Origin of the sequence: Streptosporangium vulgare (assembly GCF_042428775.1) — a bacterium.
GTDB lineage: Bacteria > Actinomycetota > Actinomycetes > Streptosporangiales > Streptosporangiaceae > Streptosporangium > Streptosporangium vulgare.
Window position 1 is genome coordinate 540,274 of the sequence record NZ_JBHMBS010000003.1, and the last position, 25,077, is coordinate 565,350.

Consider the following 25,077-nt stretch of genomic DNA (forward strand, 5'->3'; position numbering starts at 1 on the left):
CGCCGCACGGCGGGAGACCAGGCCCGGAGCGGTGGCCGGGGCGCGGGTGGCAGACGGATTCCGGGTGGCGGGCGGGTCTCGGGCGGAGCCCGCGAGGAACGGTGGGCGAGAGATGAGTTCGGGGTTCAAGCCGGGGCGCGAGGGCGGCGTGGTCACGGGTTTCGACGCCGCGGAGGTGTCGATCCTGCGCTCGCTGGTCACCCAGATCCTGGGCCTGATAGAGCCGGGGGAGACCGGTGACGACCCCCTGGAGAAGGCGCTCGGCATCGGCGCCTCCGAGCAGTCCAGCGACCCGGTGCTGGCTCGGCTGTTCCCCTCGGCCTACGAGGACGGCGAGGCGGCCGCCGAGTTCCGCAGATACACCGAGGCGACGCTGCGCGAGGGCAAGCGGGCCGACGCCCAGACGATGCTCGACAGCGCGGAGCCCGGCCGGGTCGAGCTGACCAGGGAGCAGGCGCAGGCGTGGATGCGCGCGCTGAACGACGTGCGGCTCGCGCTCGGCACCCGGCTGGAGGTGACCGAGGAGGTGCACGACGAGATCGCCGACATGTCGGAGAACGACCCCCGCTATCCGGCGTACGTCATCTACGACTGGCTGACCTACCTCCAGGACACCCTGGTCCGCGCCCTTTGGTAACTTCCAGTCATGCTCACGATCTCTCGGGAACTGGTCGACAGGATCATCGCGCACGCTCGGGCGGACCACCCCGACGAGGCCTGCGGCGTGATCGCCGGGCCGGTCGGTTCCGACTCCCCCGAACGGTTCGTCGCGATGGAGAACGCCGAGCGGTCGCCGACGTTCTACCGGTTCGACTCGCTGGAGCAGCTGCGCGTCTGGCGGGAGATGGACGACCGCGACGAGGAGCCGGTGGTCATCTACCACTCCCACACCGCCACCGAGGCCTATCCCTCCCGCACCGACATCTCCTACGCCTCCGAGCCGAACGCCCACTACGTGCTGGTCTCCACCCGTGAGGAGCTGGGGGAGAAGGCCGAGTTCCGCTCGTACCGGATCGTCGACGGGGTGGTGAGCGAGGAGGAGGTGAAGATCACCTCCGGGTGATCGTCACCGTCCGGGGTGGGGGATCGTCAGGGGTCGGGGCCGGGTGACCGCCGCCGTCCGGGGCCGGGAAACGGCGCCCCCGCCGTCCGGGCCTCATGTCCGATGTCCGGATGTCCGGGGCGCCGTTTCCCGGCGTCCGGGGTTCCGCGCACGGCTCCGGGCCCCGGACGGCCGCGCCCGGGTGGCGTCCCGGGTTCGTACGGCATCGGTGACAGGTACGGCCGTGAGGTGAATGGCCCCTTTGGGTAAGCTGGTGGGCATGCTGACCGCCGCCCCGAGCCAGGAGGACGTCGTGCTCTCGCGTCCCGGCCCCCGGGCACGGCACGCGGGTGTCGCGCCCGTACAGAATTTCCTGTTCGCGCACACGCCCTCCGTCGTCGTCTACGACTGTCGCTGACCGGCTTTCCTGGAATCCTCCGGTGCTCGCCGGTGTTCTGATCCGGTGGGCCTTACTCCCATGACGACGCAAGGAGATTGACCCGCGATGGCCATCGAGGTTCGCATTCCGACCATCCTGCGCACCTATACCGACGGTGCCAAGGCCGTCGACGCCAAGGGCGCCACGCTTGAGGAGCTCATCGGCGATCTGGAGGCCCGGCACCCCGGGCTGAAGGAGCGCCTGGTCGACAAGGGCGCGCTGCGCCGCTTCGTGAACGTCTACCTGAACGACGAGGACGTCCGCTTCCTGGGCGGGCTGGAGACGCCGGTCGCCGACGGCGACACGGTCACCGTCCTGCCCGCCGTGGCCGGAGGCTCCCGCTAGCCGCGTGGTGCGGCCCGTCCCGCGGGAGATCATGATCTCCCGCGGGACGGGCCGCGCACCGCGGTTCCAGGGCTGTCACCGCGCGGCACAGGTCTGTCACCACAAGGTCAACCCGAGGCGGAAGCCGTACACCATGCGTTTTGACTCACTGATCGAATCGGTCGGCCGGACCCCGCTGGTCGGCCTGCCCAGGCTCTCGCCCTCGGAGGACGTGCGGATCTGGGCCAAGCTCGAAGACCGCAACCCGACAGGTTCGATCAAGGACCGCCCGGCGCTGTGGATGATCGAGCAGGCGGAGAAGGACGGGCTCCTCCAGCCGGGCTGCACGATCCTCGAACCCACGAGCGGCAACACCGGCATCTCGCTCGCGATGTCCGCCAGGCTCAAGGGCTACAAGCTGATCTGCGTGATGCCGGAGAACACCTCCGAGGAGCGCCGCCAGCTGCTGCGCATGTGGGGGGCGCAGATCATCTCCTCGCCCGCGGCGGGCGGCTCCAACGAGGCGGTCAGGGTCGCCAAGGGCCTGGCCGCGGAGAACCCCGACTGGGTGATGCTCTACCAGTACGGCAACCCGGCCAACTGGCGCTCGCACTACGAGTCGACGGGGCCGGAGATCCTGGACGATCTGCCGTCCGTCACCCACTTCGTGGCCGGTCTGGGCACCACGGGCACCCTGATGGGCGTCGGCAGGTTCCTGCGCGAGCGCGTCCCCGACGTGAAGATCGTCGCAGCCGAGCCGCGGTACGGCGAGCTGGTGTACGGACTGCGCAACGTGGACGAGGGCTTCATCCCCGAGCTGTACGACGCCGACGTCCTGACCACGCGTTTCTCGGTCTCCTCGGCCGACGCGCTCCGGCGCACCCGGGAGCTGCTGGCCGGGGAGGGCATCTTCGCGGGGGTCTCCACCGGGGCCGCCCTGCACGCCGCGCTCGGCATGGCGGCCAAGGCCGTCAAGGCGGGCGAGCGGGCCGACATCGTGTTCGTGGTCGCGGACGGTGGCTGGAAGTACCTGTCCACCGGCGCCTACGAGGGGACGCTGGACGAGGCCGAGGAGCGGCTCGAAGGCCAGCTCTGGGCCTGACCCGGGACACCCCGCGATCTCGCGGTCCGGGAAGAGGCGGTCTCCGGGAGGCTTTCCGAGAAGATCGCCGGAGTGATCCGCGGGGTGATGTCCGCGGTGCTTCTCGCCGGGGTGGGATCGGCGGTCGGGGGAAGCCGCGACGGCGAACGACGAACGAACGACGAACGAACGACGAGCGAGCGAACGACGGAGGGCGGGCGTCCCGGTGGGACGCCCGCCCTCGCCGTCCCCGGACGGGGACGGTCCCCGGCGGGCCGGAGCCCGGCCGGGGATCTGGGGAGGTCTGATCGAACAGGACCAGAGAGCCAGGTGGAGCAGGTGGATCGGGCCGGTCAGTTGAACAGGAGCCTCAGCGAGAAGGACGCCTCGCTGCCCGACTGGGTACCGCTCACGCCCACGGCGCGGAGCACCTGGAGGTTGGCCTTCTCCTCGCCCTGGAGGCCGCTGAGATAGAGGTTCTCCACCTTGTCCAGGTCGGCGTAGAGCGCGAAGGTCGCCTCGCCGGCGTTGGGGATCGCGAGCTGGAAGGTCTCGCTGTCGCCCAGGGTGCCGTCCTTGTTGAGCTCGGCGGCGTAGTCCTGCGCGCTGGCCAGGACGAAGACGCCGTCGCCGGGGACCTTGGCGAGCTGCGGGACGGCCGTCCCGGAGTCCGCGAGGAACTTCTCGATCTTGCCGACGACCTCCTGCGCCTTGGCCGGGTCGGTGACGATCTTCGCGCCGATCTTCGGCTGGTTGCTGTTGAGGCCGTTGGAGTCGATGGCCAGGGTGATGTTCTTGCCGAGCAGCGTCACCAGGTCGTCGGGGAGCGCGAGGCCGTACTGCTGCTTCGCCTGGTCGGCGAACTGCTGGACGCCGCCGCCCGCGGCCTGGTCGGCCGACTTCATGACCTGCGCCCACTGCTTGCCGATGATCTCGCCGAGACCGGAGATGGAGATCGCGCCGGCGGTGGAGGCCGGAAGCGTGCCGATCTTGGAGGCCTCGGGGGTGCCCATGTCCAGGCTCTCGGCGCCGCGGCTGATGCCCGCGAGCTCGACGTACTCGCCGTCGAAGCGGAGGGCGCCCGCCACGCGGACGTTCTTGATCTGGTCGAGGGCGGTGGGGTCCTGGGTCGCCAGTTCGGGAGCCATTTTCGCGAGCTGGCCCGCGTCCGCCCAGAAGGAGAGGACACCGGTCTCACCGAGGGCGCTCAGGTCGTCGGAGAAGTTGGCGTTCCCCGACAGCGGCTCGGCGGCGACGGCCCTGTCGGCTTCTGCCTGGGTCGGCGCGAGCAGTGCGTAGTCGTCGCGGAACGCGATGCCGTACTTCTCCTTGCCCATCAGCTTCGCGATGCCCGCCTTGGCCTTGTCCTGGTCGGTGACCTGGACGGCCACCACGACGCCGGGCTCGGCGCCGGCCTTGGCCGGGGGCAGCGCGGCCACGCCGACGCGGACGCCGAGCCACGGCTCGATGTCGGCGGCGTAGTCGACCTTGCCGAGGCTGTCGTTGTCCTTCTTGATCAGGTCGAAGATCGCCTGACGCGGGTCCTCGCCGGTGAAGGAGTCCTTGGTGACCGTGAACTTCCTGGCGATGTTGAACAGCGCCACCTTCTGGTTCGCGGCCGGGTCGAGGTCGAGGCGCACGTAGCCGATGGCGTTGCCGGGCAGCACGTCGTGCGGCTGCGCGCCGCCGCCGCTGAGCAGGTTGACCGCGAAGAAGCCGCCCCCGCCCACGAGGGCCACGATCAGCGCGGCGATCGCCGCGAGCAGCCAGCCCTTACCGCCGCCCTTGCGGGCGGGAGGCCCCGCCGACGGTCCGGCGCTCAGGAAGTCGGGGCCCTGCTGCCAGTTCCCGCCCTGCTGCGCGTACGCCTGCTGGCCGTAGTTCTGCTGTTGCTGCTGCTGGTAGCCGGGCTGCTGCTGGCCGTACGACTGGCCTGGCTGCTGACCGTAACCCTGCTGGCCGTAGCCTTGCTGACCGGCCTGCTGGCCGTAGTTCTGCTGGCCGTACGGCTGCTGCGGCTGCTGCTGGTAGCCCTGCTGGGGGTTCTGCTGCTGGTAGGGCTGGCCCTGCTGCGGGTAGGGCTGCCCCTGCTGGTAGCCGCCGGAGGGCTGGGGATATCCGGGCTGGCCGTTCTGCGGATAGGCCTGTGTGTGCGGCTGGTCGTTTTGCTGCGTGCCCTCGTTCCATCGGTAGGCGATCGTCCTGTCGGGGTTCTGACCCGGCGTGGGCGACTGGTCGGGGGGATTGTTGGCAGGCATGATCACTCACAAGGTGGGCTTAGCGGATAGGGAGAAGTTAGTGCACATTGCTAGCAAGCCGCTTGCATTGAACTAACTATGTGATTGGTGCATCTAAGCGGGATCAGCCCCTGTTCAGCGGGGTTTCAGGGGCCGTTGCCTGCTTTGGCGCCTTGTTCCCGCAGGTCGCTGCTGTTTCTTCCGTACCTCCGGCCCCCGTCTCTTTCCGCGGACTTCGCCGTCCCGGCCGTCTTTGATTTCGTGGGTTCGGACCTGGTCCGGCTCCGATCTGACGAGTTGTGCGAGGCCAGCTCGGCTTTTGCGGACGGGCCCGCGAGGCCGGGTCGGCCGAGGCGGACGGGCCATCCGGGGTCGGGGGAGACGAAGGCCGTACGGAATGGGTAAAGTGGCCTCTCTAGAACAAGGTTCGGGAGCGTGGATGACGAAGTTCGACGAGGCGACAGCCGCCATCAGGGTGGACGAGACCACCTACGACGTGTGCCTCGACACCGGATACTCGATCGGCGGTCCCCTCAACGGCGGTTACCTGATGGCCGTGCTGCTGCGCGCGGTCGTGGACGCCTCCCCCCACGAGCATCCGGTGACCACGGGCGTCCAGTTCCTGCGCGCTGCCAGGCCCGGTCCCGCGCAGGTGCGCCTGGAGCAGGTCAAGACCGGCCGTACCGCCACGATGACCCGGGCGACCCTGGTCCAGGACGGCGAGTCCTTCATCGAGGGGCTCGTCACGACCGCGACCCTCGGCGACGCCGTCCCCGACTGGACGGACGAGCCCTCGGTGGCGATGCCGCCGATCGAGGAGTGCGTCTCGCTGCCCGCTCCCAAGACCGAGTCGAACATGACGCTCAACGCCCAGATGGAGCTGGTCTTCGACCCTCCCACCATCGGCTGGCTCGACGGCAGGCCCACGGGCAGGCCCGAGGCCCGCGCCTACTTCCGGCTGGCCGAGCCGCAGGACCCCGACCCGTACGTGCTGGCGCTCGCCGTGGACGCCCTCCCGCCGGTGGTCTTCTCCGCCGGAGGGCGCGGCTGGGCACCCACGGTCGACCTCACCTGGCACCTGCGCGCCCTGCCCGCCCCCGGCTGGCTCACCCTCATCGGCGGAGGCCGCCTGATCAGCGACGGCTGGTTCGACGAGGACGTCGAGGTCTGGGACTCCGCCGGCCGCCTGGTCGCCCAGTCCCGCCAGCTGGCCCGCGTCGGGCGGGGCTGACGTCCTGGTCCGTGTCCTCGTGGACGGTCCTCGGGCGTCACGGGTCTTCACAGGTCGCGGGTTTTCACAAGACGCGGGGTTTCGTACGGCGTTGTAGGGCTTCGTGCGGCTAGATGTCACGAAAAATACATGGTTGAGCTGGTAATCGGCGTTGTGAGGATTCTTACCGTGATCGGTCGTCCCAGGTCGCCTAGCCTTGGGAACTGTGTCGCAAGCGAGTATTGGAATCTTTGACAGTGGTGTCGGTGGTCTCACGGTGGCCCGTGCGATCATCGACCAGTTGCCCAACGAGTCGATCTTCTATGTGGCCGACACGGCGAGGCAGCCGTACGGTCCCAAGAGCATCGCGCAGGTTCGCGCCTACGCGCTGGAGGTGATGGACCACCTCGTCGAGCGCGACGTCAAGATGCTGGTGATCGCGTGCAACAGCGCGAGCGCGGCCGTGCTCCGCGACGCCCGGGAGCGCTACGACGTCCCGGTCGTCGAGGTGATCCAGCCCGCGACGCGTCGTGCCGTGCGGGCCACCCGCAACGGCAGGGTCGGGGTGATCGGGACCAGGGCCACGATCGCGTCGATGGCCTACCAGGACGCGTTCGCCGCGGCTCCCGACGTCCGGCTGACGGGGGTGGCGGCGCCGCGCCTGGTGGAGTTCGTCGAGCGGGGGGAGACGATGAGCGACGAGCTCATCGACGTCATCCGCGAGTATCTGGAGCCGGTGCTCAGCGACGGGTGCGACACGCTGATCCTGGGATGTACGCACTACCCGCTCCTCGCCGGGCCGATCTCCTACGTGGTGGGAGACGGCGTCACGCTGGTGTCCAGCGCCGACGAGACGGCCAAGGACGTCTACCGCGTCCTGCACGACCGGAGCCTGGCCGCCGTAGGGGGCGCGCCCGGGCACCGTTTCCGCGCCACCGGCGACGCGGGCCTCTTCGCCGACCTCGGACGACGGTTCCTCGGGCCGGAGATCCAGGCGGTCGAGGTGGCGGTGGTAGGGGATGTCCCGAACATCGGGCATCGCGTGTGACGGTGCTCGGGCGCGTCGTAGGGGGAGCGCCGGAGATCGGCGGACGAAGGGGGACGGATACCGGCCACCGGCGCCCGCGCCGTGACACGCGGCGCCGCACAGTAACCGTAGGAGGCCGCCGTGAAACTGACGATCATTGGATGCTCGGGGAGTTTCCCCGGGCCTGACAGCCCTTCCTCCTGCTACCTGCTGGAGGCGGAGGGGTTTCGCATGCTGCTCGACTTCGGGAACGGCGCGCTCGGCGCCCTCCAGAAGTACATAGGCCTGTACGACGTGGACGCGATATGCCTGTCGCACCTGCACGCCGACCACTGCCTCGACATGTGCCCGTACCACGTGGTCCGCACCTACTCCCCGCAGGGCCCGCTGCCCCGGATACCGGTGTACGCGCCCGCCGACGCGCGCCGGCGGCTGAACTCCGCCTACGCGATGCCGGACGAGCCGCTGCTCGACACGGCCTTCGACTTCGTGGGGCTGACGCCGGGGACGTTCGAGGTGGGCCCGTTCGAGATGACGGCCGCGCTGGTGAACCACCCCGTGGAGACCTACGGGTTCAGGGTCTCCCACGGGGGGCGCTCGGTGGCCTACTCCGGCGACACCGGTGAGAGCGCCGAACTGGTCAAGCTCGCCGCGGGGGTCGACGTGCTCCTGTGCGAGGCGTCACACCTCGACAAGCCGGGTCTCCCCGCCGGTCTGCACCTGAACGGCCGCCAGGCGGCCGAGCACGCGGCCAAGGCCGACGTGGACACCTTGGTCCTCACCCATCTGGTGCCCTGGAACGACCGCGACCGCGTTCTGGAGGACGCCTCCCGCGGAGGGTTCGGCGGGCGCATGGAACTCGCACGGAGCGGGGTCCGATATGACCTAGGGTGAGGTTCATGGCTCGTGCAGATGGACGTTCTCCCGATCAACTCCGCCCCGTCACCATCACCCGTGACTGGCTCGCGCACGCCGAGGGCTCGGTGCTCGTCGAGTTCGGCGGCACCAAGGTGCTCTGTGCCGCCTCCGTGCAGGACAGCGTGCCGCGCTGGCGCCGGGGCAGCGGTCAGGGCTGGATCACGGCCGAGTACGCCATGCTGCCCCGCGCCACGAACACCCGCAACGACCGCGAGTCGGTCCGCGGCAAGATCGGTGGCCGTACGCACGAGATCTCCCGCCTGATCGGCCGTTCCCTGCGCGCCTGCGTCGACTACAAGGCGCTGGGCGAGAACTCGATCGTCATCGACTGCGACGTGCTCCAGGCCGACGGCGGCACCCGCACCGCCGCCATCACCGGGGCGTACGTGGCACTGGTCGACGCGGTCGCGTGGATGCGCAAGCGCAAGATGTGCGGCGGGGACCCGCTGGTCGACTCGGTCGCGGCCGTCTCCGTCGGCATCGTCGGCTCCACGGCGCTGCTCGACCTCTGCTACACCGAGGACGTCGCCGCCGAGACGGACATGAACGTGGTGATGACCGGCTCCGGCGAGTTCGTCGAGGTCCAGGGCACCGCCGAGGGCAAGCCGTTCGACCGCGCCGCCCTCGACGTGCTGCTCGACCTGGGCGCGGCCGGATGCGCCGAGCTCACCCGCCTCCAGCGGGAGACCCTGGCATGAGCGGATCCGATACGGCCGCGTCCGGCGTGACCAAGGCGAAGGTGGTCCTCGCCACCCGGAACGCCGGGAAGATCGCCGAGCTGCGCAGGATCCTGGCCGACGCCTCGATCCCGGTGGAGATCGTCGGGCTTGAGGGGTTCCCCGAGATCGGCGACGTCGCCGAGACCGGCCTCACCTTCGCGGAGAACGCCCTGCTCAAGGCGCACGCGGTCGCCCAGCAGTCCGGCCTGCCCGCGATCGCCGACGACTCCGGCCTCTGCGTCGACGCCCTGAACGGCATGCCCGGCATCTTCTCCGCCCGTTGGTCGGGAAGGCACGGCGACGATCTGGCCAACCTCGACCTGCTGCTCGCCCAGGTCTCCGACGTGCCCGCCGAGCACCGGGGCGCGCACTTCGCGTGCGCGGCGGCGCTGGCACTCCCGTCGGGGGAGGAGCGGGTGACCGAGGGCGCGCTGCACGGCGTGATCATCAACGCTCCGCGCGGCAGCGGCGGTTTCGGCTACGACCCGATCCTCGTCCCCGAGGGCGAGACCCGGACCACCGCCGAGCTGTCGGCGGCGGAGAAGGACGCCATCAGCCACCGCGGCCGAGCCTTCCGCGCGCTGGCCCCGATCATCGCCGAAGTGATCGCCTGACCGCACCGGCCCGTTCCCCGGCCGGGGCGGTGGTCTGACCACCCCGGCCTGTTCCCTGGACGGAGCGCTGGTCTGACCGCCCCGGCCGGTTTCCTGGCTGGAGCGGGCGTCCGGCCGGTGTCCCGTAATCGGGGCGTAAGAACCTGCGGTCCCGGATGGGCGTAGCGTCGGAGGCATGCAGAGCAACAGGCGCGTGCCCTTGTGGGCCTCGGCGCTGATCGGCCTGGTGTCCGGCGCGGTCGCGGTGGCGGTGTCGCTCCTCGTCGCGGGCCTGGTGAACCCCGCCGCCTTCCCGGTCGTCGCGGTCGGCAACGCCGTCGTCGACCTCACCCCGGCACCGCTGAAGGAATGGGCGATCCGCACCTTCGGTGAGAGCGACAAGACCGTGTTGCTCGCCGGGATCCTGCTGATCCTGGCCGCGGTCGCCGCGGCGCTGGGAAGGGCCGCCGTCCGCGACCTCCGGTACGGGCTGGCGGGCCTGGCCGGGTTCGGCCTCGTCGGCGTCGTCGCCGTGCTGACCCGCCCCGGCTCCGGGCTCACGGACGTCGTCCCGACGCTGGCCGGGGTCGGCGTCGCCATGCTCGCCCTGCGATGGCTCGTCCGCCGATCCCTCGTACCCGCCGACGACCCGGCCGTCTCGCACGGAGGTGTGCCCGGTGCCGTGGGCGCGGCGGGGGCCGCGCACGTCACCGGGGCGGCGCCGCTGCCGGAGACCTCGCCCGAGCCCCTGCCGGGCGCCGGGGAGCGTCATGATCCGTCGACGCCGCCCGTCATGCGGGCCGGGAACGACCTGCGCGCCTTCGACCGCCGGGGCCTGCTGACCGGGGCGGTCGGCGGCGTGGCCCTCGCCGGGATCGCGGGACTGGCCGGGCGCGCGCTCTCGGGGCAGGCCGAGGTGAGCGTGGCGCGCGGCGCCGTCCTGCTGCCCCGGCCCGCGAAACCCCTCGCCGCGCTGCCCGCCGGGGTCGACCTCAGGATCAAGGGCCTGTCGCCGTTCGTCACCCCCGACAACGACTTCTACCGGGTCGACACCGCCCTGGTGGTCCCCCAGGTCGACCCGCGAGACTGGACCCTCACGATCCACGGCATGGTCGACAGGCCCGTGGAGCTCACCTTCGCCGACCTGATGAAACGCGCCGTGGTCGAGGCCGACGTCACGCTCTGCTGCGTCTCCAACGAGGTCGGCGGCCCCTACATCGGCAACGCCCGCTGGCTGGGCGTGAGCCTGGCCGGGGTGCTGCGCGACGCGGGAGTTCAGAAGGACGCGGACATGCTGCTCAGCACCTCCGCCGACGGCTGGACCGCCGGGACCCCGGTCGACGTCGTCATGGACGGCCGCGACGCCCTGCTCGCCTTCGGCATGAACGGCCGGCCGCTCCCCGTCGACCACGGCTTCCCGGTCCGCCAGGTCGTCCCCGGCCTCTACGGCTACGTCTCGGCCACCAAGTGGGTCACCGACATCAAGGTCACCCGCTTCGACCGGGACGAGGCCTACTGGACCCCCAGGGGCTGGTCCGCCAAGGGGCCGATCAAGACCGAGTCGCGCATCGACCTGCCCAGGGACGGCTCGACCGTCCCGGCGGGCAAGACCGTCGTCGCGGGCGTCGCCTGGGCCCAGCACAAGGGCGTCGACGCGGTCGAGGTCCGCGTCGACCAGGGCCAGTGGCGCCAGGCCCGCCTCGCCGAGGCCCCCACCGCCGACACCTGGCGCCAGTGGGTCCTCGACGACTGGGACGCCACCCCCGGCAGCCACACCATCGAGGTCCGCGCCACCGACGCCACCGGCTACACCCAGACCGGCGACCGCGCCCCCATCGCCCCCGACGGCGCCACCGGCTGGCACACCATCACCGTCGAGGTCGCCTGAACCGGTCGGTGATCCCGTTGGTAGGTGGACTCATATCCCCCGCGTTTGCGGGCGGACGTGGGGCTGCGGCAGGACATCACGTGGAAGATGGGATCACCCCCGCGCGTGCGGGATGGACGACGGCACCACGTACCGCTGGTGGCTCAAGCGGGGATCACCCCCGCGTATGCGAGGCCGACTACAGGTCAGGCAGGTCCTCGATAGGGCAGATGGGGCCAACCCCGCGCATGCGGGACCGAAGCGAAGAAGCGCCGGAAGCTGTGGGGCAGTGTACGGGCTGTCCCCAGGTACGCAGGAGTGATCAGTAGGATCCGTCCATGTGAACGGTTCCTCACTCGCTCTTCGCCAGCGTTCGCTCGGTGACGCCTCGGCCGAGTTCCCGCTGTTCCCGCCGCTGACCCGTGGTTGTCCCCTGACGAGCACGAGCGAGATCGCCTACCCGCTGGAGGTCGTCTACGACTACGCGCGGGTGGACGGGAGCCTGTTCGGTCAGGAGCCGGGGCCGGACATCGCGCGGTGGTCGCCGTTGCTGCCGCCGCTGGACGCGCCCACGCTCGGGGAGGGCGGGACGCCGCTGCTGAAGGTCGGCGACGTCTACGTCAAGGACGAGTCGAGCAACCCCACCTGGTCGCACAAGGACCGGCTCAACCGCGTCACCGTCAGCGCCGCCGTCGCCTGCGGGGCGCCCGGCGTGGTCGTGGCGTCGTCCGGCAACCACGGCGCCTCGGCCGCCGCGTACGCCGCCCGCGCCGGGCTGCGGGCCATCGTGCTGACCTCGGCCGACTCGCCGCCGGCCGTGCAGGCGTTCACCCGCGCGTACGGCGCCACGGTCATGTCCGTGCCGACGGAGAAGCGCTGGCCGCTGCTGCGGGAGATCGTGGACCGGCTCGGCTACCACCCGGTCAGCAACCAGACCGTGACGCACACCGGCCACCCGTTCGGGCCCGAGGGCTACAAGACGATCGCGTACGAGCTGTTCCTGCAGCTCGGTGAGGTGCCGGCGGCGGTGTTCGCGCCCACGAGCTACGCCGAGCTGCTGTACGGGGTGTGGAAGGGCTTCGTGGAGCTGCGGCTGCTCGGCGTGGCCGGACGGACACCGCGGATCTTCTCCTGCGAGCCGGCGGCGGGCGGGCCCCACGCGCGGGCGCTGGCCACCGGCGCGCCCGCCGCGATCGTCGAGCCGGGACCCAGCGACGCGTACTCCATCGCCGGGCCGGTCGGCGGGCACCGGGGCGTGGTGGCCGTGCGCGACAGCGGTGGCGAGGCGGTGCTGGTGACCGACGAGGAGCTGCGGGCCGCGCAGCGCGACCTCGCCCGCGAAGGGCTGTGGCAGGAGTTGGCGGGGGTCGCGGGGCTGGCGGCGTACCGGAAGCTGCGGCGTGACTTCGACGGGCCGGTGGTCTGCGTCGCGACCTCCAGCGGGTTCAAGGACATCGGGGTCGGCTCGCGGCGGTACCCGGCCGTGGAGGACCTGACGGTGGACGACCTCATGTCCTGAGCCGGCACGGCCGGGACCCCTCGGCTGCGGGTGCCCAGGTGGCGGCCACGCTTCTCCGCCGCCCCATCGCAGGGCGGTCACCGGGCTTTTAAATGGTCAACTCCTCGGTGTCGCGGAGAGGGCCGCCCTACTATCTGGCTCCCAGGGGATGGTGACGGGGGAGCCGTGAACGAGTGGAGTCTGGCCTCGGGGGTCTACAACCCCGTGGTGACGGTGGACGGGCAGCGCTGGCGGGACTTCGAGCTGGAGGTCCAGGTGCCGGTCGTGGCACCGGCGCCGCGCGAGCGGGAGCGGGAGCGGGAGCGGGAGCGGATGCGCTGGGGGCCGGCGCGGCTGGACCAGTGCAGGCCGTACGGGGTGGCGGGCGGGCTGGCCAGGCCCGACCCGCAGACCGAGGAGGACATGCTGCGCGCCGTCCCCCTCACCGAGCAGGGCACCCCGCGCCGCTTCCCCGATCCGCGCGGCATGTGGATCAGGCTGATCAACGGGACCGGCCCGGCCGACGACCCGTTCCGGGCGACCAACGCGATCGACTGCGCCCTGTCGGTGCTCTCCACCTGGTACGGCTCTCCTGCGGTGGCCGCCCCGCGCAGGCCCGAGTACGACCGGGTGGGCAAGCCGCTGCTCAGCGGGGAGGCCGGAGGAGTGGCCAGGGCGGAACGGTGGCTGGGGCAGCGCTTCCAGTACGTGGGGCAGGGCCGCCACTCCTACCTCCCGATCGCGCAGGCGCTGCTGGCCGGGGGGCACGGTTCCTCCTCGGTCATCATCAACCGCTGGCCGGCCGGGGGCAGCCACGCCTGGAACGCGGTGAACTTCGACGGCGAGGTGATCTGGATCGACGCGCAGCGGGGCCACATGGCGGTGGAGCCGCCGTACGAGTCGGTGACCGGCGTGTTCTGCGTCGTGATCGACAGGGAGGGGCGGCGGCTGTGATGCCTCTTCCATCTTCGGCTCCGACGGCTTCCCCGGGGCTTTCCCTCGCGGCTCTCCCCGCGGTTTCCCTCGCGGAGACGGGTTCCCGTGGCCGTTTCCCCGAGACGGGGGCGGGTCCCCGCGGCCGTTTCCCCGGGACGAGGGCGGATTCCCGTGGCCGTTTCCCCGCGACGAGGAGGACAGCGTGAACCCGGACCAGGCGAGGGCGGTGGCCGAGGAGTACTTCAACGGGGTCCGCGGCCCCGGCTCCGCCGTCGAGATCAGGATCTACGCCTTCAACGAGGGCTATGTCGCCTGGTCGAACGAGCCCGAGTCCGACGATCCCAGCGTGCTGCCCGACACCGTCGGGTCCGGGTGCGTGGTCATCGACAGGACCACCGGCGAGATCGTCATCCGGCCGCTGCTCAACCCCGAGACCGTGGCCGAGCAGTGGCCGGGACGCCGCCCCCGATAGCGAGACGTCCCGGCCACCCCCGTCGGCCGTGCTCAGCCCTCCCGGTTCGCCACGGTCCGGCCGTGCTCGGCTCTCCCGGTCCCGCTCGGCCCGGCCGGGGTCAGCCGCTCGCGAGGGCGCCCACGACCGAGGCGCGGGCCGCGCGCCGGGCGGGGAGGACCGCGGCGAGCACCCCGGCCAGGCCGGACAGGGCCACGAACGACAGGATCTGCGGCACCGGCAGCTGGAAGATGACGTTGTCGGTCATCGTCTGCGCGGCGGCCCAGCCGAACGCGATGCCCAGCACCACGCCGACCAACGCGCCGATGAGGCCCAGGACCAGCGCCTCGACCGAGAGCATCCGCCGCAGCTGGGGCCGGGTCAGGCCGAGCGCCCGCAGCAGCGCGGACTCGCGGGTGCGCTCGTGGACCGACAGGGAGAGCGTGTTGGCGATGCCCAGCAGGGAGATGAGCACCGCCAGGCCGAGCAGCCCCGTGATGATCATCAGCATCATGTCGAGCGCCTCGTCGAACTCGCCCCGAATCGTCGTCGAGCTGGCGACCTTCGCCGTCGGGTACGGCTCCGTCGCCGCCTCGACCGCCGCGAGCGCCCGGTCCGGGTCCACGCCGTCCCTGTGCTTGATCATCACTCGGCTGTCGCCGACCTCGCCGAAGTAGCGGTCGAACTCCCGCTCGGGCACCGTCACGGCGGCGAGGCTCGCGTCGATGTCGGAGATGCCCACGACCGTCAGCTCGACCGCGCCCGCCTTCGCCGTCCGCACGGTGATCCGGTCACCGACCCCGATCTTGAGCCGTTCGGCGACGCGTTCGGCGACGAGCGCGGTGCCCGGCCCGAGCCGGTCGAGCGAGCCCGCGTCGAGCGGCGGGGCGAAGCCCGGCGTCGGGGTGAAGGTTCCCACGTCGTACCTCGCGGTCCCGGTCGCGAGCCGCGCGGTGGTCTCGCGGAAGGCGATCACCGAGGCCAGCTCGGGCCTGGTCCGCAGCTCCTCGGCGATCGCGCGGGGCAGGCCCGAGTCGCGCTCCTGGGTCTGCACCACGTAGTCGAAGGGGAACTGCTCGTCGAGCTGCTGGGTGTACGTCACCCGCACGGTGCCGGTGACGACGGAGATGACCGTCATCAGGGTCACGCCCACGGTGAGCGCCACGGTGGTGGTCGCCGACCGCTTCGGGTTGCGCCGGGAGTTGTCCACGGCGAGCCTGCCGGGCACGCCGAAGAGCCTGGCGGGCACCCACCCCGCGAAGGCGGACAGCGGCCTGACGATCACCGGTCCGAGGACGAGCACCGCGAGGAAGACGAACGAGCAACCGGCCATGACCACCACGAGGGCGGTCTCTCCGGGCTTCATGGACATCCCGGCCACCGAGGCGCCCACGCCCACGACCATGAACAGCCCCGCGAAGATCATCCGTACCAGGCCGGTCCTGAAGGTCTGCTCCTCGGTCTGCGAGCGCAGCGCCGCGATCGGCGCCACCCGCGTCGCCGCCCGCGCGGGCAGCAGCGCCGCGACGACCGTGACCGTGAGGCCGATGACCAGACCCAGGACGATGGTGCGCGGCGTCAGGGTGGTCGCGGCGGCCGAGGGCAGCGGCGCGTCGAACGCCGCCAGCACGGTGAGCGCTCCCGCCCCCAGGCCGTAGCCGAGCAGCAGGCCGAACACCGACGACAGCAGGCCGACCACGGCGGACTCCAGCACGATCGACCCGAAGACCTGCCCGCGCGTCGCCCCGATGCACCGCAGCAGTGCCATCTCGCGGGTCCGCTGGGCCACCAGGATGTTGAAGGTGTTGTAGATGACCAGCGCGGCCACGAACATCGCCACCACCCCGAACAGCAGCAGGCCCAGCATCAGGAAGTCGCTGTTGGCGCCGTTGGACCTGGCCAGGTCCGCCGCGTACCGCTCACCGGTCTTGACCTCGTGACCCGCGCCCACCGCCGCGGCGACCGAGCCGCGCAGGGCCTCCTGGGTGACGCCCTCGACGGCGGCGACGTCGATCTCCCGGTAGCCCTTCTGCCCGGTCATCTCCTTGGCCGTGTCCGTGGTGTAGCCGACCGCGCCGAAGTATCCGAGTTCCTGGTCCAGGCCGATGTCGAACACGCCCACCAGCGTGAACTCGTGCCGGACGTTCTTCGCGTCGAGCACCGCGATGACGTCACCGAGCCTGAAGCCCCTGGTCCTGGCGGTGCTCTCGTCGAGCACGGCCTGCGTCGCGCTCCTCGGGGCCGCGCCGCTCACGATCGAGGTTCGGTTCAGGTCGCCCTCGGGCAGGGAGATCCCCGCGGTGGGAAAGTCGCCGGCGGCCTTGCCGTCCTTGCCGAGCAGGGCGGACGTGCCCCGCACCAGCCCCTGGGCGTTGGCCACGCCGTCCACGGCGCGTATCTTCTCCAGGGTCGCCTCGGAGGCGACCGGCGTCTCGTCGCCGTTCCCCTCGGGCCGGGGGATCACGGCGACGTCGATCCTGTCGGCCGCCGCCGAGAACTTCTCGGTGAAGCCCGCGTCGATGGTGTCGGTCAGCACGAACGTCCCCGCGATGAAGCCCACCCCCAGCGCGATCGCCAGCGACGTCAGCACCAGTCGCAGCCGGTGCGCCCGCAACCCGGCCAGTGTCGTCCTCAGCACCTCACGCCTCCAGCTTCATCAGCGTGTCCAGCACCGACTGCGGCGTCGGCCCGGCCAGCTCGCTGACCAGCAGGCCGTCGCGGAGGAAGACCACGCGGTCGGCGTACGAGGCCGCCACCGGGTCGTGGGTGACCATCACGATCGTCTGGTCGAGCTCGCGTACCGACGTCCGCAGGAAGGACAGCACCTCGGCGCCGCTGCGTGAGTCCAGGTTGCCGGTGGGCTCGTCGGCGAAGATGACCTGCGGCCTGCTGATCAGGGCGCGGGCGACCGCGACGCGCTGCTGCTGGCCGCCCGACAGCTCCGAGGGCCGGTGACCCAGCCGGTCACGCAGGCCCACGGTCTCCACGACCAGGTCGAACAGCGCGGGGTCGGCGAGCCGCCCGGAGATCTCCAGCGGGAGCCGGATGTTCTGCTCGGCCGTCAACGTCGGCAGCAGGTTGAACGCCTGGAAGACGAAGCCGATCCGCTCGCGACGGAGCATGGTGAGCTGCTTGTCGTTGAGCCCGGTCAGCTCCACGTCCCCGACGCGCACCTGCCCGCCGCTCACCGTGTCCAGCCCGGCCAGGCAGTGCATCAACGTGGACTTCCCCGACCCCGAGGGACCCATGATCGCGGTGAAGGCGCCCGTCGAGAAGGAGACGTCCACCCCTCGCAGCGCGTGCACGGCGGTGTCCCCCCGGCCGTACACCTTGGTGAGCCCTTTGGCCGTCACGGCCGGCACCGCGCTTCCCCGCGCGTCCCACGCGCCGACCTCTCCGGTGATGGTCACGGCAGCTCTCCTCAACAACGTATGGCGTTATGACGGACCAAACGTTATTGATGGGGAAAGAGGGATTCATCAGGCATTAAGTCTGACTTGTGGTGCGACGGAGGGGGTCTGGAGAAGGACGGGCACGACCTCCGTCGTAGCGCGGCCTCGGCCGTTCGGCCGAGGCGGCCGAGGCGGCCGAGAGGGGCGAGGGGGGCGAGGCGGTCGAGGGCGGCCAGAGGTCGAGCCGACCGGGTGCGGTCGAGGGGACCAAAGGGCTGGGGGCTGAGGTGCGCGAGGGGACAGGAGGGCCGGGGCCGGGGCTGAGGTGCGCCAGGGGACAGGAGGACCGGGGGCCGGAGGAGATCGGGGTTTCGTCTCCGGAGGTCTCCTCGTCGGCGCCCGCTCTCGCCCGGCGCTACTTTCGCGGGTATTTGATCTTGAGGCTGCCCATGCCGACCTTGCCGGTGACGCGCAGCACCGGCGCGTCCGGATGGCCCGGGTCGGTGGCCTTGTTGCTGATCGTGCCCATGCTCGTCGTCAGCGAGTCGACCCACACGGTCCACCCGCGCGGCACGATCACCACGATGTTGCCCATCCCGCAGGTCGCCTCCAGCAGCACCTCACGGTGCGAGCACACGGCCTCGGTGAAGTCGATTTTCACGCTGCCCGAGGTGCAACTCGCCACGATGCGCGCGGGCACCACCCAGTAGTCCTTCTGCTGCACCTGCCCGTGCTTCGTCCGCAGCTCCAGCACCCCGCCCCCGCCGCCCGGGGCGACGAGCGCCCCCTTGCCCTGTGGCAGGTCGGCGGTGAGGGCCCTCAGGTCGTCGTACGTCCTGGCGACCTGCGTCCGCTCGATCCGCTCCTCCAGCTCCTCCAGGGTGATCCGCCCCTCTCCGGCGGCCACGCGCAACTGCTCGATAACCACGTCCCGGTCGGCGTGCGACGCGCGAAGCTGACCGTCAGGGTGCGTCATAAGATCATGTTAGTCGGCCGAATGCGGAGTTACGATCCCTGACTCATACGCGTACACGACGACCTGAGCTCGATCTCTGAGGCTCAGCTTGGCCAGTATCCGGCCCAGGTGCGTCTTGACCGTCGCCTCCGCCAGCTCCAGCCGACCGGCGATCTCCGTGTTCGACAACCCCCTCGCCACCAGCACCAGCACCTCCCGCTCCCGCGCGGTCAACCCGGTCAGCACGGCGGGCTCGGCCGCCCCCGCGGAGGGAAGATGCACCGCGAAACGCTCCAGCAACCGCCGCGTCGTGCTCGGCGCCACCACCGCGTCGCCGCTGTGCACCGACTGGATCGCGCTCACCAGATCGGCCGGAGGCACATCCTTCAGCAGGAACCCCGACGCACCCGCCTTCAACGCCGCGAACGCGTACTCGTCCAGATCGAACGTGGTCAGGATCAGCACCCGAGGCCCACCGGCCACCGAACGGATCAGCCGCGTCGCCTCCACCCCGTCCATGACCGGCATCCGCACGTCCATCAGCACCACGTCGACGGCGACCGTCCGCACCGCCTCCACCGCCGCCGCCCCGTTGCCCGCCTCCGCGACGACCTCGATCCCGGGATGGGCGCTGAGAACCATCCGGAAACCGGTGCGCAGCAACTCCTGATCGTCGACCAGCATCACCCGGATCACCTGGTCATCCGCTACCCGCTCCGTCAAGCCGCCCGCCCCGTCCCGGCGTCGCCGATCGGCAACCGCGCCACCACCTGGAACCCGCCGCCCGGAACGGGCCGTGCCTCCACGCTCCCGCCGAACAGCGCCACCCGCTCCCGCATGCCGACCAGGCCGTGCCCGCCCTCGCGCTCCGGAGTCGCGGCACCGCGACCGTCGTCGGTCACCCGCAAGAGCAACTCCCGCACGCCGTACTCCATCTCGACCGTGGCCCTGCTGTCCGGGCCGCCATGCTTGAGGGTGTTGGTGAGGGCCTCCTGCACGATCCGATAGACCGTCAGCTGCTCCCCCTCGGGAAGCTCCCGGGAAACACCGGACACCCGCAGCTCCACCGGCAACCCCGACTCCCGCACCTGCGCCACCAGACCGTCCAGCTGCGACAGGCTCGGCTGCGGAGCGTACTCCTCCTGGACGCCGTCGGCCCGCAACACGCCCACCATCCGCCGCATCTCCGCCAGCGCCCTGCGGCCCGTGGCCGAGACCGCCTGCATCGCCCTGCGCGCCTGCTCGGGATCGCTGTCGATCGCGTACCCCGCCCCGTCGGCCTGAACGATGATCACACTCACGTTGTGCGCGACCACGTCGTGCAGCTCACGGGCGATCCGGGCCCGCTCCGCCGCGGCCGCCAGCCTGGCCTGCTGGTCGCGCTCCCGCTCGGCCCGCTCGGCCCGCTCCTCCAGCCCCTCCAGGTAACGGCGGCGGGTGTTCGCGTAGATCCCCGCCGTCCAGATCGCGATCGCGAACGCCGAGGCCGTGGCGAAGGCGCGCAGGTCAAGCCCCTGGGGCACCCGACCGAACACCAGGAACAACCCCAGCTCCACCACCAGCCCCGCCCCGACCGCCCAGCGCAGCGGGCGTCGTGACGCCACGCCGTACATGGCGACCAGCACCGAGACGTTGAAGAACAGGGTCGGCACCCCGGCGAGCCACTGGACGAAAGAGGTCAGCGAGATGACCGCGAAGACCACGACGGGACGCTCGCGCAGCCAGAACAGCGGTACGAACAGCAGCAGCGACAGCCCCGCGAACCCCCATACCCCGAGTTTCGCCGCCCCCCAGGCCACCAGGTCGACCACCCCGACGGTCCAGACGTTGAGCAGAGAGACCAGCAGGAACGGAGTCAGCCACAGGGCGTCCGTGATCCTGGGATGGCGCCCGCTCCAGGCGCGTAGTCTGCCGAACACATCACCACGATACGGATGCGCAGATCAGCGACCTTCCCCCTCAAGGTGGAACCCGGTGTACGACTCAGGTCGCACACCGGCCGGACATTCGGTACGGCTTACACAGCCTTTACGGTCTCTGGGGCACCATTGTTTTCGGGAGCGCCCTCTGGGGTGAGTAAAGGGAGATAGTTTGTGGTGATCAATCACAACGACGCCGGGTCGCGCGGCCACGGGAACGGGCCGCGCGACCTGACGTTTTCCCGCACCGCTTCCCCGTAACGCGCCGGATGGCCCGCGATGCCGGACGACCGCCGCCACGGCGGATAGCCGCTGCCCCGCCCACCCGGATGTTCCGGTGATCTCGCTCGATCACCAGAGTCGATCCGCGGAGGTTCTCCCGTTCGGCGGCGGACATCGCGCCATCCCGGACGAGACCGGACCCTGCGCGGGCGACTCGCCGGAGCCGGCCCGCGCGGCGCGGCCAGGCGAATCCGCGTCACCGCTCTCGGCCGCGTCACCCGACGCGGCGGCGCGGTCCTCCGCGAGGACGGACTCGCGCATCAGCTGAATCGCCCTGCGTATGACCGCGGATCTCGACGCGAAGCGTTTTTCGCTCCGGCGATATTCTATGAAGAACGAATCCTGGACCGATATTGTTACGCTGGTGTCTATCGACTTTATTTCGACTGGGCGACTCTGAATTGTTTTGTGGGGTCGACGGGATTCGAACCCGCTCTGTACGACACCTAAAATCGTTGCCTCTACCGTTGGGCTACGACCCCTATTCTTTCCTGCGAAACTCTCTGTTTGTGAATGGCAATTAGGGCAGAGGAATCGCAGGTTTTCTTTTCTGTTGTCCAGCCAGTCGCCATTGATGTGGTCAACGTGCAGTGTCAATGGCTGGCCTTGCCAGGCGCCCTCGATCCTACATCCCGCGCAGCGATACGGCATCCCGATCTCGATCAAGATGCGTCTGAGCTGCCCGGGGTTCGGACGCGGGCTGCCCTCCGGTCGTACGGCGAGAACCTGTTCCGGACGACTGCGTCGCGGTGAGGGCTTCCCTCTGTTGGGGGAGGTCCTGCGAAAGTGCGACGTGTCGATTCCGAAGCGCTTCAGCTGGCGGCTGATATGGGCGTGGTTGCCGCCCGCGATGGTGATGACGAGGCGGCGTAGGACGTCGGCGATGCTGCGGGAGTTGGCCGCGGCCTCCGCGAGCATTTCGGGGGTGTATTTGTATTTGGTGGGCACGCCCCAAGTCTAGGTAATGGGACTGACAATTCCTGGGGCATGCGCACGTCGTATTAAATGGCGAGAAACGGGTTTTAGTCGAGGCCGAGTTCGCGGCGGAGGCGGGCCACGTGGCCGGTCGCCTTCACGTTGTAGAGAGCCTTCTCGATCTTGCCGTCGGCGTCGATGACGAAGGTGGAGCGGATGACCCCGACGGTCGTCTTGCCGTACATCGTCTTCTCCCCGTACGCGTCGTAGGCCTTGTGGACCTCAAGGGAGGGGTCGGACAGGAGCGGGAAGGTCAGGGCGTCGTGCTCGACGAACTTGGCGAGCTTGGCCGGGCTGTCCTTCGAGACGCCGAGCACGGCGAATCCGGCCGAGGTCAGCGAGGCGAGGCTGTCGCGGAAGTCGCAGGCCTGCTTGGTGCAGCCCGGGGTCATCGCGGCGGGGTAGAAGTAGAGGATGACGCGCTTGCCGCGGTGTGCCTCCAGCGACACGGTCGTGCCGTCGGCGGCGGGAAGCGTGAAGTCCGGGGCGGCGTCGCCCGGCTCGAGTTTCATGGTGTTCCTCCGAGGAATGGTTCCCCGGTCAACTTACCGGCCTGTCCGAAGTGTCGTGGGCGGGTAGGACCTGACAGACTGATCAATGTCAAGAAGTAGGGAGGGAGAGCCATGGCGGACACCGATCCCGCGGAGTTGGAGCGGCAGATCGAGCGCACGCGCGCGGAGTTGGCCCAGACGGTGGACGCCATCGCGGACCGGGTGAGCCCCAAGCGGGTCGCGGCACGTGGTGTGGCGAAGGTCAGGGCGAACGCGGAGCATCTCGTCGCCCAGGTCGGTGACATGGTGGGCGGGGTGGCCGGGCCGAAGCCGGTCAAGCTCGCAGGCGAGCCCGAGGAACTGTGGGCGGACGACCGGCCGGACCTGGCGCCGATCCTGATCGGGGTGGGCACGGTGCTGGCGCTCGGCGCGATGGTCGTGTTGTGGCGGCGCCGTCGTCGCTGACCGGGGGTTTCGAACGTCGCCGATGACCGGTCGGCGGCCCCGAATTGAGTAGGGGTTTACTCATGTGACCTTTTTCCTGCGCGCGGAACATCGCAGTAGGTGAAAGGGAGGGGTAAATCCATGAAAAACATCATTCGCGCCGCGATCGCGGTGGTGGCGACCACCGGTCTCATGCTGACGGTGGCTCCGGCCGCCTTCGCCGCGACGTCAGCGTCCGTGTCTTCGGCGTCTTCGGCGTCTTCGGCGTCCTCGGCGGCGCGCGACTTCGACGACAGCTTCGAGCAGGAGTCCAGGAACGGCCTGGCCACGCTGGAGGCCGAGTACTCCGTCGAGGGCGACGACGAGGAGGACAACACGTTCAGGCTGCGGGGTGAGCTGTACGACGGTGACGGGCGCACCCTCCGCCAGGGCGGTCGTTGCGCCTACGTCGAGGTCCAGATCATCTCGTCCGGCGACGAGGACTGGGACGTCGCCAAGCGCGACAGGCTGTGCAGCTACGACGACACCAAGCGCTTCCGCGTCACCGCGCACGACGTCAGCGAGGTGCGGGTCAAGACCTGCCAGGTCAAGTACCGGAGCTCGTCGACCTACAAGTGCAGCAGGTGGGAAGAGCTCGACCTGGGCTTCTGAGATACCTCGGAGGTCCGGTCCCCCCGGGCGCGGGAGCACCGCGGGCCGTCGTCCCGGAGGGGGAGAGGCTGAGATGTGGCAGGAACGGGCACTCGCCGGGGTAGCGGCGGGTGCCCGTTTCGCGTGCGCGGACCCGCTCCCGCGTCCCGGGCGGTGCCGGGGTCGAGAAGGGGCGCCGCCCTGCCGGAGTTTCCGCCGTCCCCGGTGACGGAGCCTGGGTTCCACCGCTCCCGGTCATGGATCCGCCGGAGGGGAAAGGGCCGCCAGGGGTCCGCCGGAGGGGAAAGGGCCACTGCGGGTCCGCCGGAAGGAGCGGAGAGGGCAGAGGGGAGAAGGGACAGAGGGAGGGGAGAAGGGGCAGGGGGAGCAGGCGTTCAGGCTCTCGTGCGACACCCTCTTCGCGGCAGAGGGAAGAGGGGTCAGAGGAAGGTGCGGCCCTCGCCGCGGTAGGTGGGGACCTCGTCCACGACCTCGTCCCCGTCGATCAGGTGCAGGCTCGCGAAGCGCTCGCAGAGCTCGCCCGCCTTGGCGTGCCGGAACCAAACCCGGTCACCGGCGCGCAGGTCCTCGGCGGCCTGCCCGATGAGGGGGGTCTGCACCTCTCCGGCTCCCTCGTCGGCGTCGTAGCGCAGCCCGCACGGCAGGTAGGGCTGGGGCAGGCGGTTCTCACCGGGGGCGCCGGAGGCGGGGTAGCCGCCGCCGAGGACGGTGACGACGCCGGGGGCGGGGCGGCGTACGACGGGCAGGGCGAACAGGGCGGCGGGCCGGCCGGTGAATCCCCGGTAGAAGTCGAACAGGCGGGGGTGGAAGAAGCCGGACCCGGCGGCGATCTCGGTGACGGCCCTCTCCCTGGTGGTCTTCTCGATGCTGCCGGTGCCGCCTCCGTTGACGAACTCCAGGTCGGTGATCTGGCGGACGGCCTGGACGATCCGGCCCCTGCGCGTGATCAGCTCGCGCCGGGAGCGGGCCTGCATCAGGCGGACGGCCCGCATGAGGGCGGGGTTGCCCGGGGCGTCGTCGCCGACCCCGGCGATCTGCGCCTCGTACGCCATCAGGCCCACGAGCCGGAATCCGGGCCGTTTCGCGATCTCGGTGGCCAGGTCGGCGGCCTGGTCGACCTCGCGGACGGGGGAGCGGCGGACCCCCGCCCTGAACCGGCCGCCGAAGGCGAGGTAGCCCGCGTCGACGTCCAGGCAGAGCCGGATCTCGTGGCGGTCGCGGACTCCGGAGACGGCGGACTCGATGAGGTCCAGGTGCTCGCTGTGGTCCACCATGATCGTGATCTCCCGTGCCGCGACCGGTCCCGCGGCCAGCTCGGCGAGCGCGGCGCGGTCGACGGTGGGGTACGCGACCAGCACGTCCCGCATCCCGGTGGAGACGAGCCAGAGGGCCTCGGGGAGGGTGAAGGCCATGATCCCGGTGAAGCCGTCCATGGCGAGGATGCGTTCGAGCACGGCGCGGGACCTGACGGACTTGCTGGCGACCCTGATCGGCTTTCCCCCGGCCCGGCGGGCCATCGCCTCGGCGTTGGCGTGCAGGGCGGGCAGGTCGAGGACGGCGAAGGGGGGATCCAGGTGCGCTGTGGCCCGGTCGTAGCGCTGGCGGTCGTCCATGTCCGCAGGATAA

The 25,077-nt window shown here is 70.6% G+C and carries 24 protein-coding genes, 1 tRNA gene and 1 pseudogene; 16 read left to right on the forward strand and 10 right to left on the reverse strand.

The annotated features are described in order from the left end of the window. Positions 1-112 precede the first annotated feature (112 nt). From ACFFRH_RS09090 to ACFFRH_RS09110, 5 genes are all read left to right on the forward strand, one after another. Positions 113-637, forward strand: coding sequence for a DUF2017 domain-containing protein (locus ACFFRH_RS09090; protein WP_386155557.1), 525 nt, complete (start codon positions 113-115; stop codon positions 635-637). A 9-nt stretch (positions 638-646) separates the two neighbouring features. Then, positions 647-1,063: a M67 family metallopeptidase gene (locus ACFFRH_RS09095; protein ID WP_386155559.1), complete on the forward strand. Its 417-nt coding sequence runs from the start codon at positions 647-649 to the stop codon at positions 1,061-1,063. Between the two features lie 232 nt (positions 1,064-1,295). After that, positions 1,296-1,460: a hypothetical protein gene (locus ACFFRH_RS09100; RefSeq protein ID WP_386155561.1), complete on the forward strand. Its 165-nt coding sequence runs from the start codon at positions 1,296-1,298 to the stop codon at positions 1,458-1,460. A gap of 87 nt (positions 1,461-1,547) precedes the next feature. Next, positions 1,548-1,826: a MoaD/ThiS family protein gene (locus ACFFRH_RS09105; RefSeq protein WP_030906436.1), complete on the forward strand. Its 279-nt coding sequence runs from the start codon at positions 1,548-1,550 to the stop codon at positions 1,824-1,826. 133 nt (positions 1,827-1,959) lie between these two features. Next, complete coding sequence (locus tag ACFFRH_RS09110; RefSeq protein ID WP_386155564.1) at positions 1,960-2,907, forward strand: PLP-dependent cysteine synthase family protein; 948 nt, start codon at positions 1,960-1,962, stop codon at positions 2,905-2,907. A gap of 332 nt (positions 2,908-3,239) precedes the next feature. On the opposite strand, the gene ACFFRH_RS09115 is transcribed toward ACFFRH_RS09110, so the two are convergent. Next, positions 3,240-5,144 (reverse strand): DUF3352 domain-containing protein, encoded by a 1,905-nt coding sequence (locus ACFFRH_RS09115; protein WP_386155566.1) that lies wholly within the window; start codon positions 5,142-5,144, stop codon positions 3,240-3,242. A 418-nt stretch (positions 5,145-5,562) separates the two neighbouring features. Between ACFFRH_RS09115 and ACFFRH_RS09120 the strand changes: the two genes are divergently transcribed. The 9 genes from ACFFRH_RS09120 (at position 5,563) to ACFFRH_RS09160 (ending at position 14,363) form a co-directional block, all read left to right on the forward strand. Continuing rightward, complete coding sequence (locus ACFFRH_RS09120) at positions 5,563-6,354, forward strand: thioesterase family protein (protein ID WP_386155568.1); 792 nt, start codon at positions 5,563-5,565, stop codon at positions 6,352-6,354. A 256-nt stretch (positions 6,355-6,610) separates the two neighbouring features. Beyond that, positions 6,611-7,381: a glutamate racemase gene (gene murI / locus ACFFRH_RS09125; protein WP_386155570.1), complete on the forward strand. Its 771-nt coding sequence runs from the start codon at positions 6,611-6,613 to the stop codon at positions 7,379-7,381. Positions 7,382-7,501: 120 nt separating this feature from the next. Further along, complete coding sequence (locus ACFFRH_RS09130) at positions 7,502-8,254, forward strand: MBL fold metallo-hydrolase (protein WP_386155572.1); 753 nt, start codon at positions 7,502-7,504, stop codon at positions 8,252-8,254. 5 nt (positions 8,255-8,259) lie between these two features. Continuing rightward, complete coding sequence (gene rph, locus ACFFRH_RS09135) at positions 8,260-8,976, forward strand: ribonuclease PH (protein ID WP_386155574.1); 717 nt, start codon at positions 8,260-8,262, stop codon at positions 8,974-8,976. Next, positions 8,973-9,611: an RdgB/HAM1 family non-canonical purine NTP pyrophosphatase gene (gene rdgB / locus ACFFRH_RS09140; RefSeq protein ID WP_386155576.1), complete on the forward strand. Its 639-nt coding sequence runs from the start codon at positions 8,973-8,975 to the stop codon at positions 9,609-9,611. Before rph ends, rdgB begins: the two co-directional genes overlap by 4 nt. Positions 9,612-9,786: 175 nt before the next feature. After that, complete coding sequence (locus tag ACFFRH_RS09145; protein WP_386155578.1) at positions 9,787-11,478, forward strand: molybdopterin-dependent oxidoreductase; 1,692 nt, start codon at positions 9,787-9,789, stop codon at positions 11,476-11,478. Positions 11,479-11,797: 319 nt separating this feature from the next. Continuing rightward, a complete protein-coding gene (locus ACFFRH_RS09150) occupies positions 11,798-12,976 on the forward strand; it encodes a threonine synthase (RefSeq protein WP_386155581.1) in 1,179 nt (392 codons plus the stop codon). 165 nt (positions 12,977-13,141) lie between these two features. Then, on the forward strand, positions 13,142-13,909 hold the full coding sequence (locus tag ACFFRH_RS09155; RefSeq protein WP_386155583.1) for a toxin glutamine deamidase domain-containing protein: 768 nt from the start codon (positions 13,142-13,144) through the stop codon (positions 13,907-13,909). A 184-nt stretch (positions 13,910-14,093) separates the two neighbouring features. Next, positions 14,094-14,363 carry an SUKH-4 family immunity protein gene (locus tag ACFFRH_RS09160; RefSeq protein WP_386155585.1) on the forward strand — a complete coding sequence of 90 codons (270 nt, stop codon included), beginning with the start codon at positions 14,094-14,096 and terminating at the stop codon, positions 14,361-14,363. Between the two features lie 100 nt (positions 14,364-14,463). Here ACFFRH_RS09160 and ACFFRH_RS09165 read toward each other — a convergent pair whose 3' ends face one another. The 8 genes and pseudogenes from ACFFRH_RS09165 to bcp all read right to left on the reverse strand — a co-directional run bounded on the left by ACFFRH_RS09165 (position 14,464) and on the right by bcp (position 22,377). After that, positions 14,464-16,980, reverse strand: coding sequence for an ABC transporter permease (locus ACFFRH_RS09165; RefSeq protein WP_386155587.1), 2,517 nt, complete (start codon positions 16,978-16,980; stop codon positions 14,464-14,466). Between the two features lies 1 nt (position 16,981). Further along, complete coding sequence (locus tag ACFFRH_RS09170) at positions 16,982-17,752, reverse strand: ABC transporter ATP-binding protein (RefSeq protein ID WP_386155589.1); 771 nt, start codon at positions 17,750-17,752, stop codon at positions 16,982-16,984. Positions 17,753-18,149: 397 nt separating this feature from the next. Then, on the reverse strand, positions 18,150-18,710 hold the full coding sequence (locus ACFFRH_RS09175; protein WP_386155591.1) for a DUF1707 domain-containing protein: 561 nt from the start codon (positions 18,708-18,710) through the stop codon (positions 18,150-18,152). Positions 18,711-18,719: 9 nt separating this feature from the next. Then, a complete protein-coding gene (locus ACFFRH_RS09180; RefSeq protein ID WP_386155594.1) occupies positions 18,720-19,373 on the reverse strand; it encodes a response regulator in 654 nt (217 codons plus the stop codon). Between the two features lie 35 nt (positions 19,374-19,408). After that, positions 19,409-20,608 carry a sensor histidine kinase gene (locus ACFFRH_RS09185; protein WP_386155596.1) on the reverse strand — a complete coding sequence of 400 codons (1,200 nt, stop codon included), beginning with the start codon at positions 20,606-20,608 and terminating at the stop codon, positions 19,409-19,411. Between the two features lie 691 nt (positions 20,609-21,299). Continuing rightward, positions 21,300-21,372, reverse strand: a tRNA-Leu gene (locus tag ACFFRH_RS09190). Between the two features lie 34 nt (positions 21,373-21,406). Beyond that, positions 21,407-21,808 (reverse strand): annotated as a pseudogene (locus ACFFRH_RS09195) (hypothetical protein); the annotation flags it as partial. 104 nt (positions 21,809-21,912) lie between these two features. Beyond that, on the reverse strand, positions 21,913-22,377 hold the full coding sequence (gene bcp, locus ACFFRH_RS09200; protein ID WP_344746211.1) for a thioredoxin-dependent thiol peroxidase: 465 nt from the start codon (positions 22,375-22,377) through the stop codon (positions 21,913-21,915). Positions 22,378-22,488: 111 nt separating this feature from the next. On the opposite strand from bcp, the gene ACFFRH_RS09205 reads away from it, so the two are divergent. Then, positions 22,489-22,821, forward strand: coding sequence for a DUF3618 domain-containing protein (locus ACFFRH_RS09205; protein WP_344746210.1), 333 nt, complete (start codon positions 22,489-22,491; stop codon positions 22,819-22,821). 120 nt (positions 22,822-22,941) lie between these two features. Beyond that, complete coding sequence (locus ACFFRH_RS09210) at positions 22,942-23,451, forward strand: hypothetical protein (protein ID WP_344746209.1); 510 nt, start codon at positions 22,942-22,944, stop codon at positions 23,449-23,451. Positions 23,452-23,870: 419 nt separating this feature from the next. Here the strand turns inward: ACFFRH_RS09210 and ACFFRH_RS09215 are convergent, their stop codons facing one another. Beyond that, the gene (locus ACFFRH_RS09215) at positions 23,871-25,064 is read right to left on the reverse strand and encodes an amino acid deaminase/aldolase (RefSeq protein WP_386155599.1); all 1,194 of its coding nucleotides are present in this window, start codon (positions 25,062-25,064) and stop codon (positions 23,871-23,873) included. Positions 25,065-25,077: the final 13 nt, after the last annotated feature.

Excerpts from the sequence above, each read along its gene's own strand:
- ACFFRH_RS09145 (WP_386155578.1), top strand. The coding sequence starts at position 9,787 with ATGCAGAGCAACAGGCGCGTGCCCTTGTGGGCCTCGGCGCTGATCGGC.
- ACFFRH_RS09215 (WP_386155599.1), bottom strand. The coding sequence starts at position 25,064 with ATGGACGACCGCCAGCGCTACGACCGGGCCACAGCGCACCTGGATCCC.
- ACFFRH_RS09100 (WP_386155561.1), top strand. The coding sequence starts at position 1,296 with ATGGCCCCTTTGGGTAAGCTGGTGGGCATGCTGACCGCCGCCCCGAGC.
- rdgB (WP_386155576.1), top strand. The coding sequence starts at position 8,973 with ATGAGCGGATCCGATACGGCCGCGTCCGGCGTGACCAAGGCGAAGGTG.
- ACFFRH_RS09180 (WP_386155594.1), bottom strand. The coding sequence starts at position 19,373 with ATGCTGGTCGACGATCAGGAGTTGCTGCGCACCGGTTTCCGGATGGTT.
- ACFFRH_RS09205 (WP_344746210.1), top strand. The coding sequence starts at position 22,489 with ATGGCGGACACCGATCCCGCGGAGTTGGAGCGGCAGATCGAGCGCACG.
- ACFFRH_RS09110 (WP_386155564.1), top strand. The coding sequence starts at position 1,960 with ATGCGTTTTGACTCACTGATCGAATCGGTCGGCCGGACCCCGCTGGTC.
- ACFFRH_RS09090 (WP_386155557.1), top strand. The coding sequence starts at position 113 with ATGAGTTCGGGGTTCAAGCCGGGGCGCGAGGGCGGCGTGGTCACGGGT.
- ACFFRH_RS09175 (WP_386155591.1), bottom strand. The coding sequence starts at position 18,710 with ATGACGCACCCTGACGGTCAGCTTCGCGCGTCGCACGCCGACCGGGAC.
- ACFFRH_RS09210 (WP_344746209.1), top strand. The coding sequence starts at position 22,942 with ATGAAAAACATCATTCGCGCCGCGATCGCGGTGGTGGCGACCACCGGT.
- ACFFRH_RS09105 (WP_030906436.1), top strand. The coding sequence starts at position 1,548 with ATGGCCATCGAGGTTCGCATTCCGACCATCCTGCGCACCTATACCGAC.
- ACFFRH_RS09095 (WP_386155559.1), top strand. The coding sequence starts at position 647 with ATGCTCACGATCTCTCGGGAACTGGTCGACAGGATCATCGCGCACGCT.
- ACFFRH_RS09115 (WP_386155566.1), bottom strand. The coding sequence starts at position 5,144 with ATGCCTGCCAACAATCCCCCCGACCAGTCGCCCACGCCGGGTCAGAAC.
- rph (WP_386155574.1), top strand. The coding sequence starts at position 8,260 with ATGGCTCGTGCAGATGGACGTTCTCCCGATCAACTCCGCCCCGTCACC.
- bcp (WP_344746211.1), bottom strand. The coding sequence starts at position 22,377 with ATGAAACTCGAGCCGGGCGACGCCGCCCCGGACTTCACGCTTCCCGCC.
- ACFFRH_RS09120 (WP_386155568.1), top strand. The coding sequence starts at position 5,563 with ATGACGAAGTTCGACGAGGCGACAGCCGCCATCAGGGTGGACGAGACC.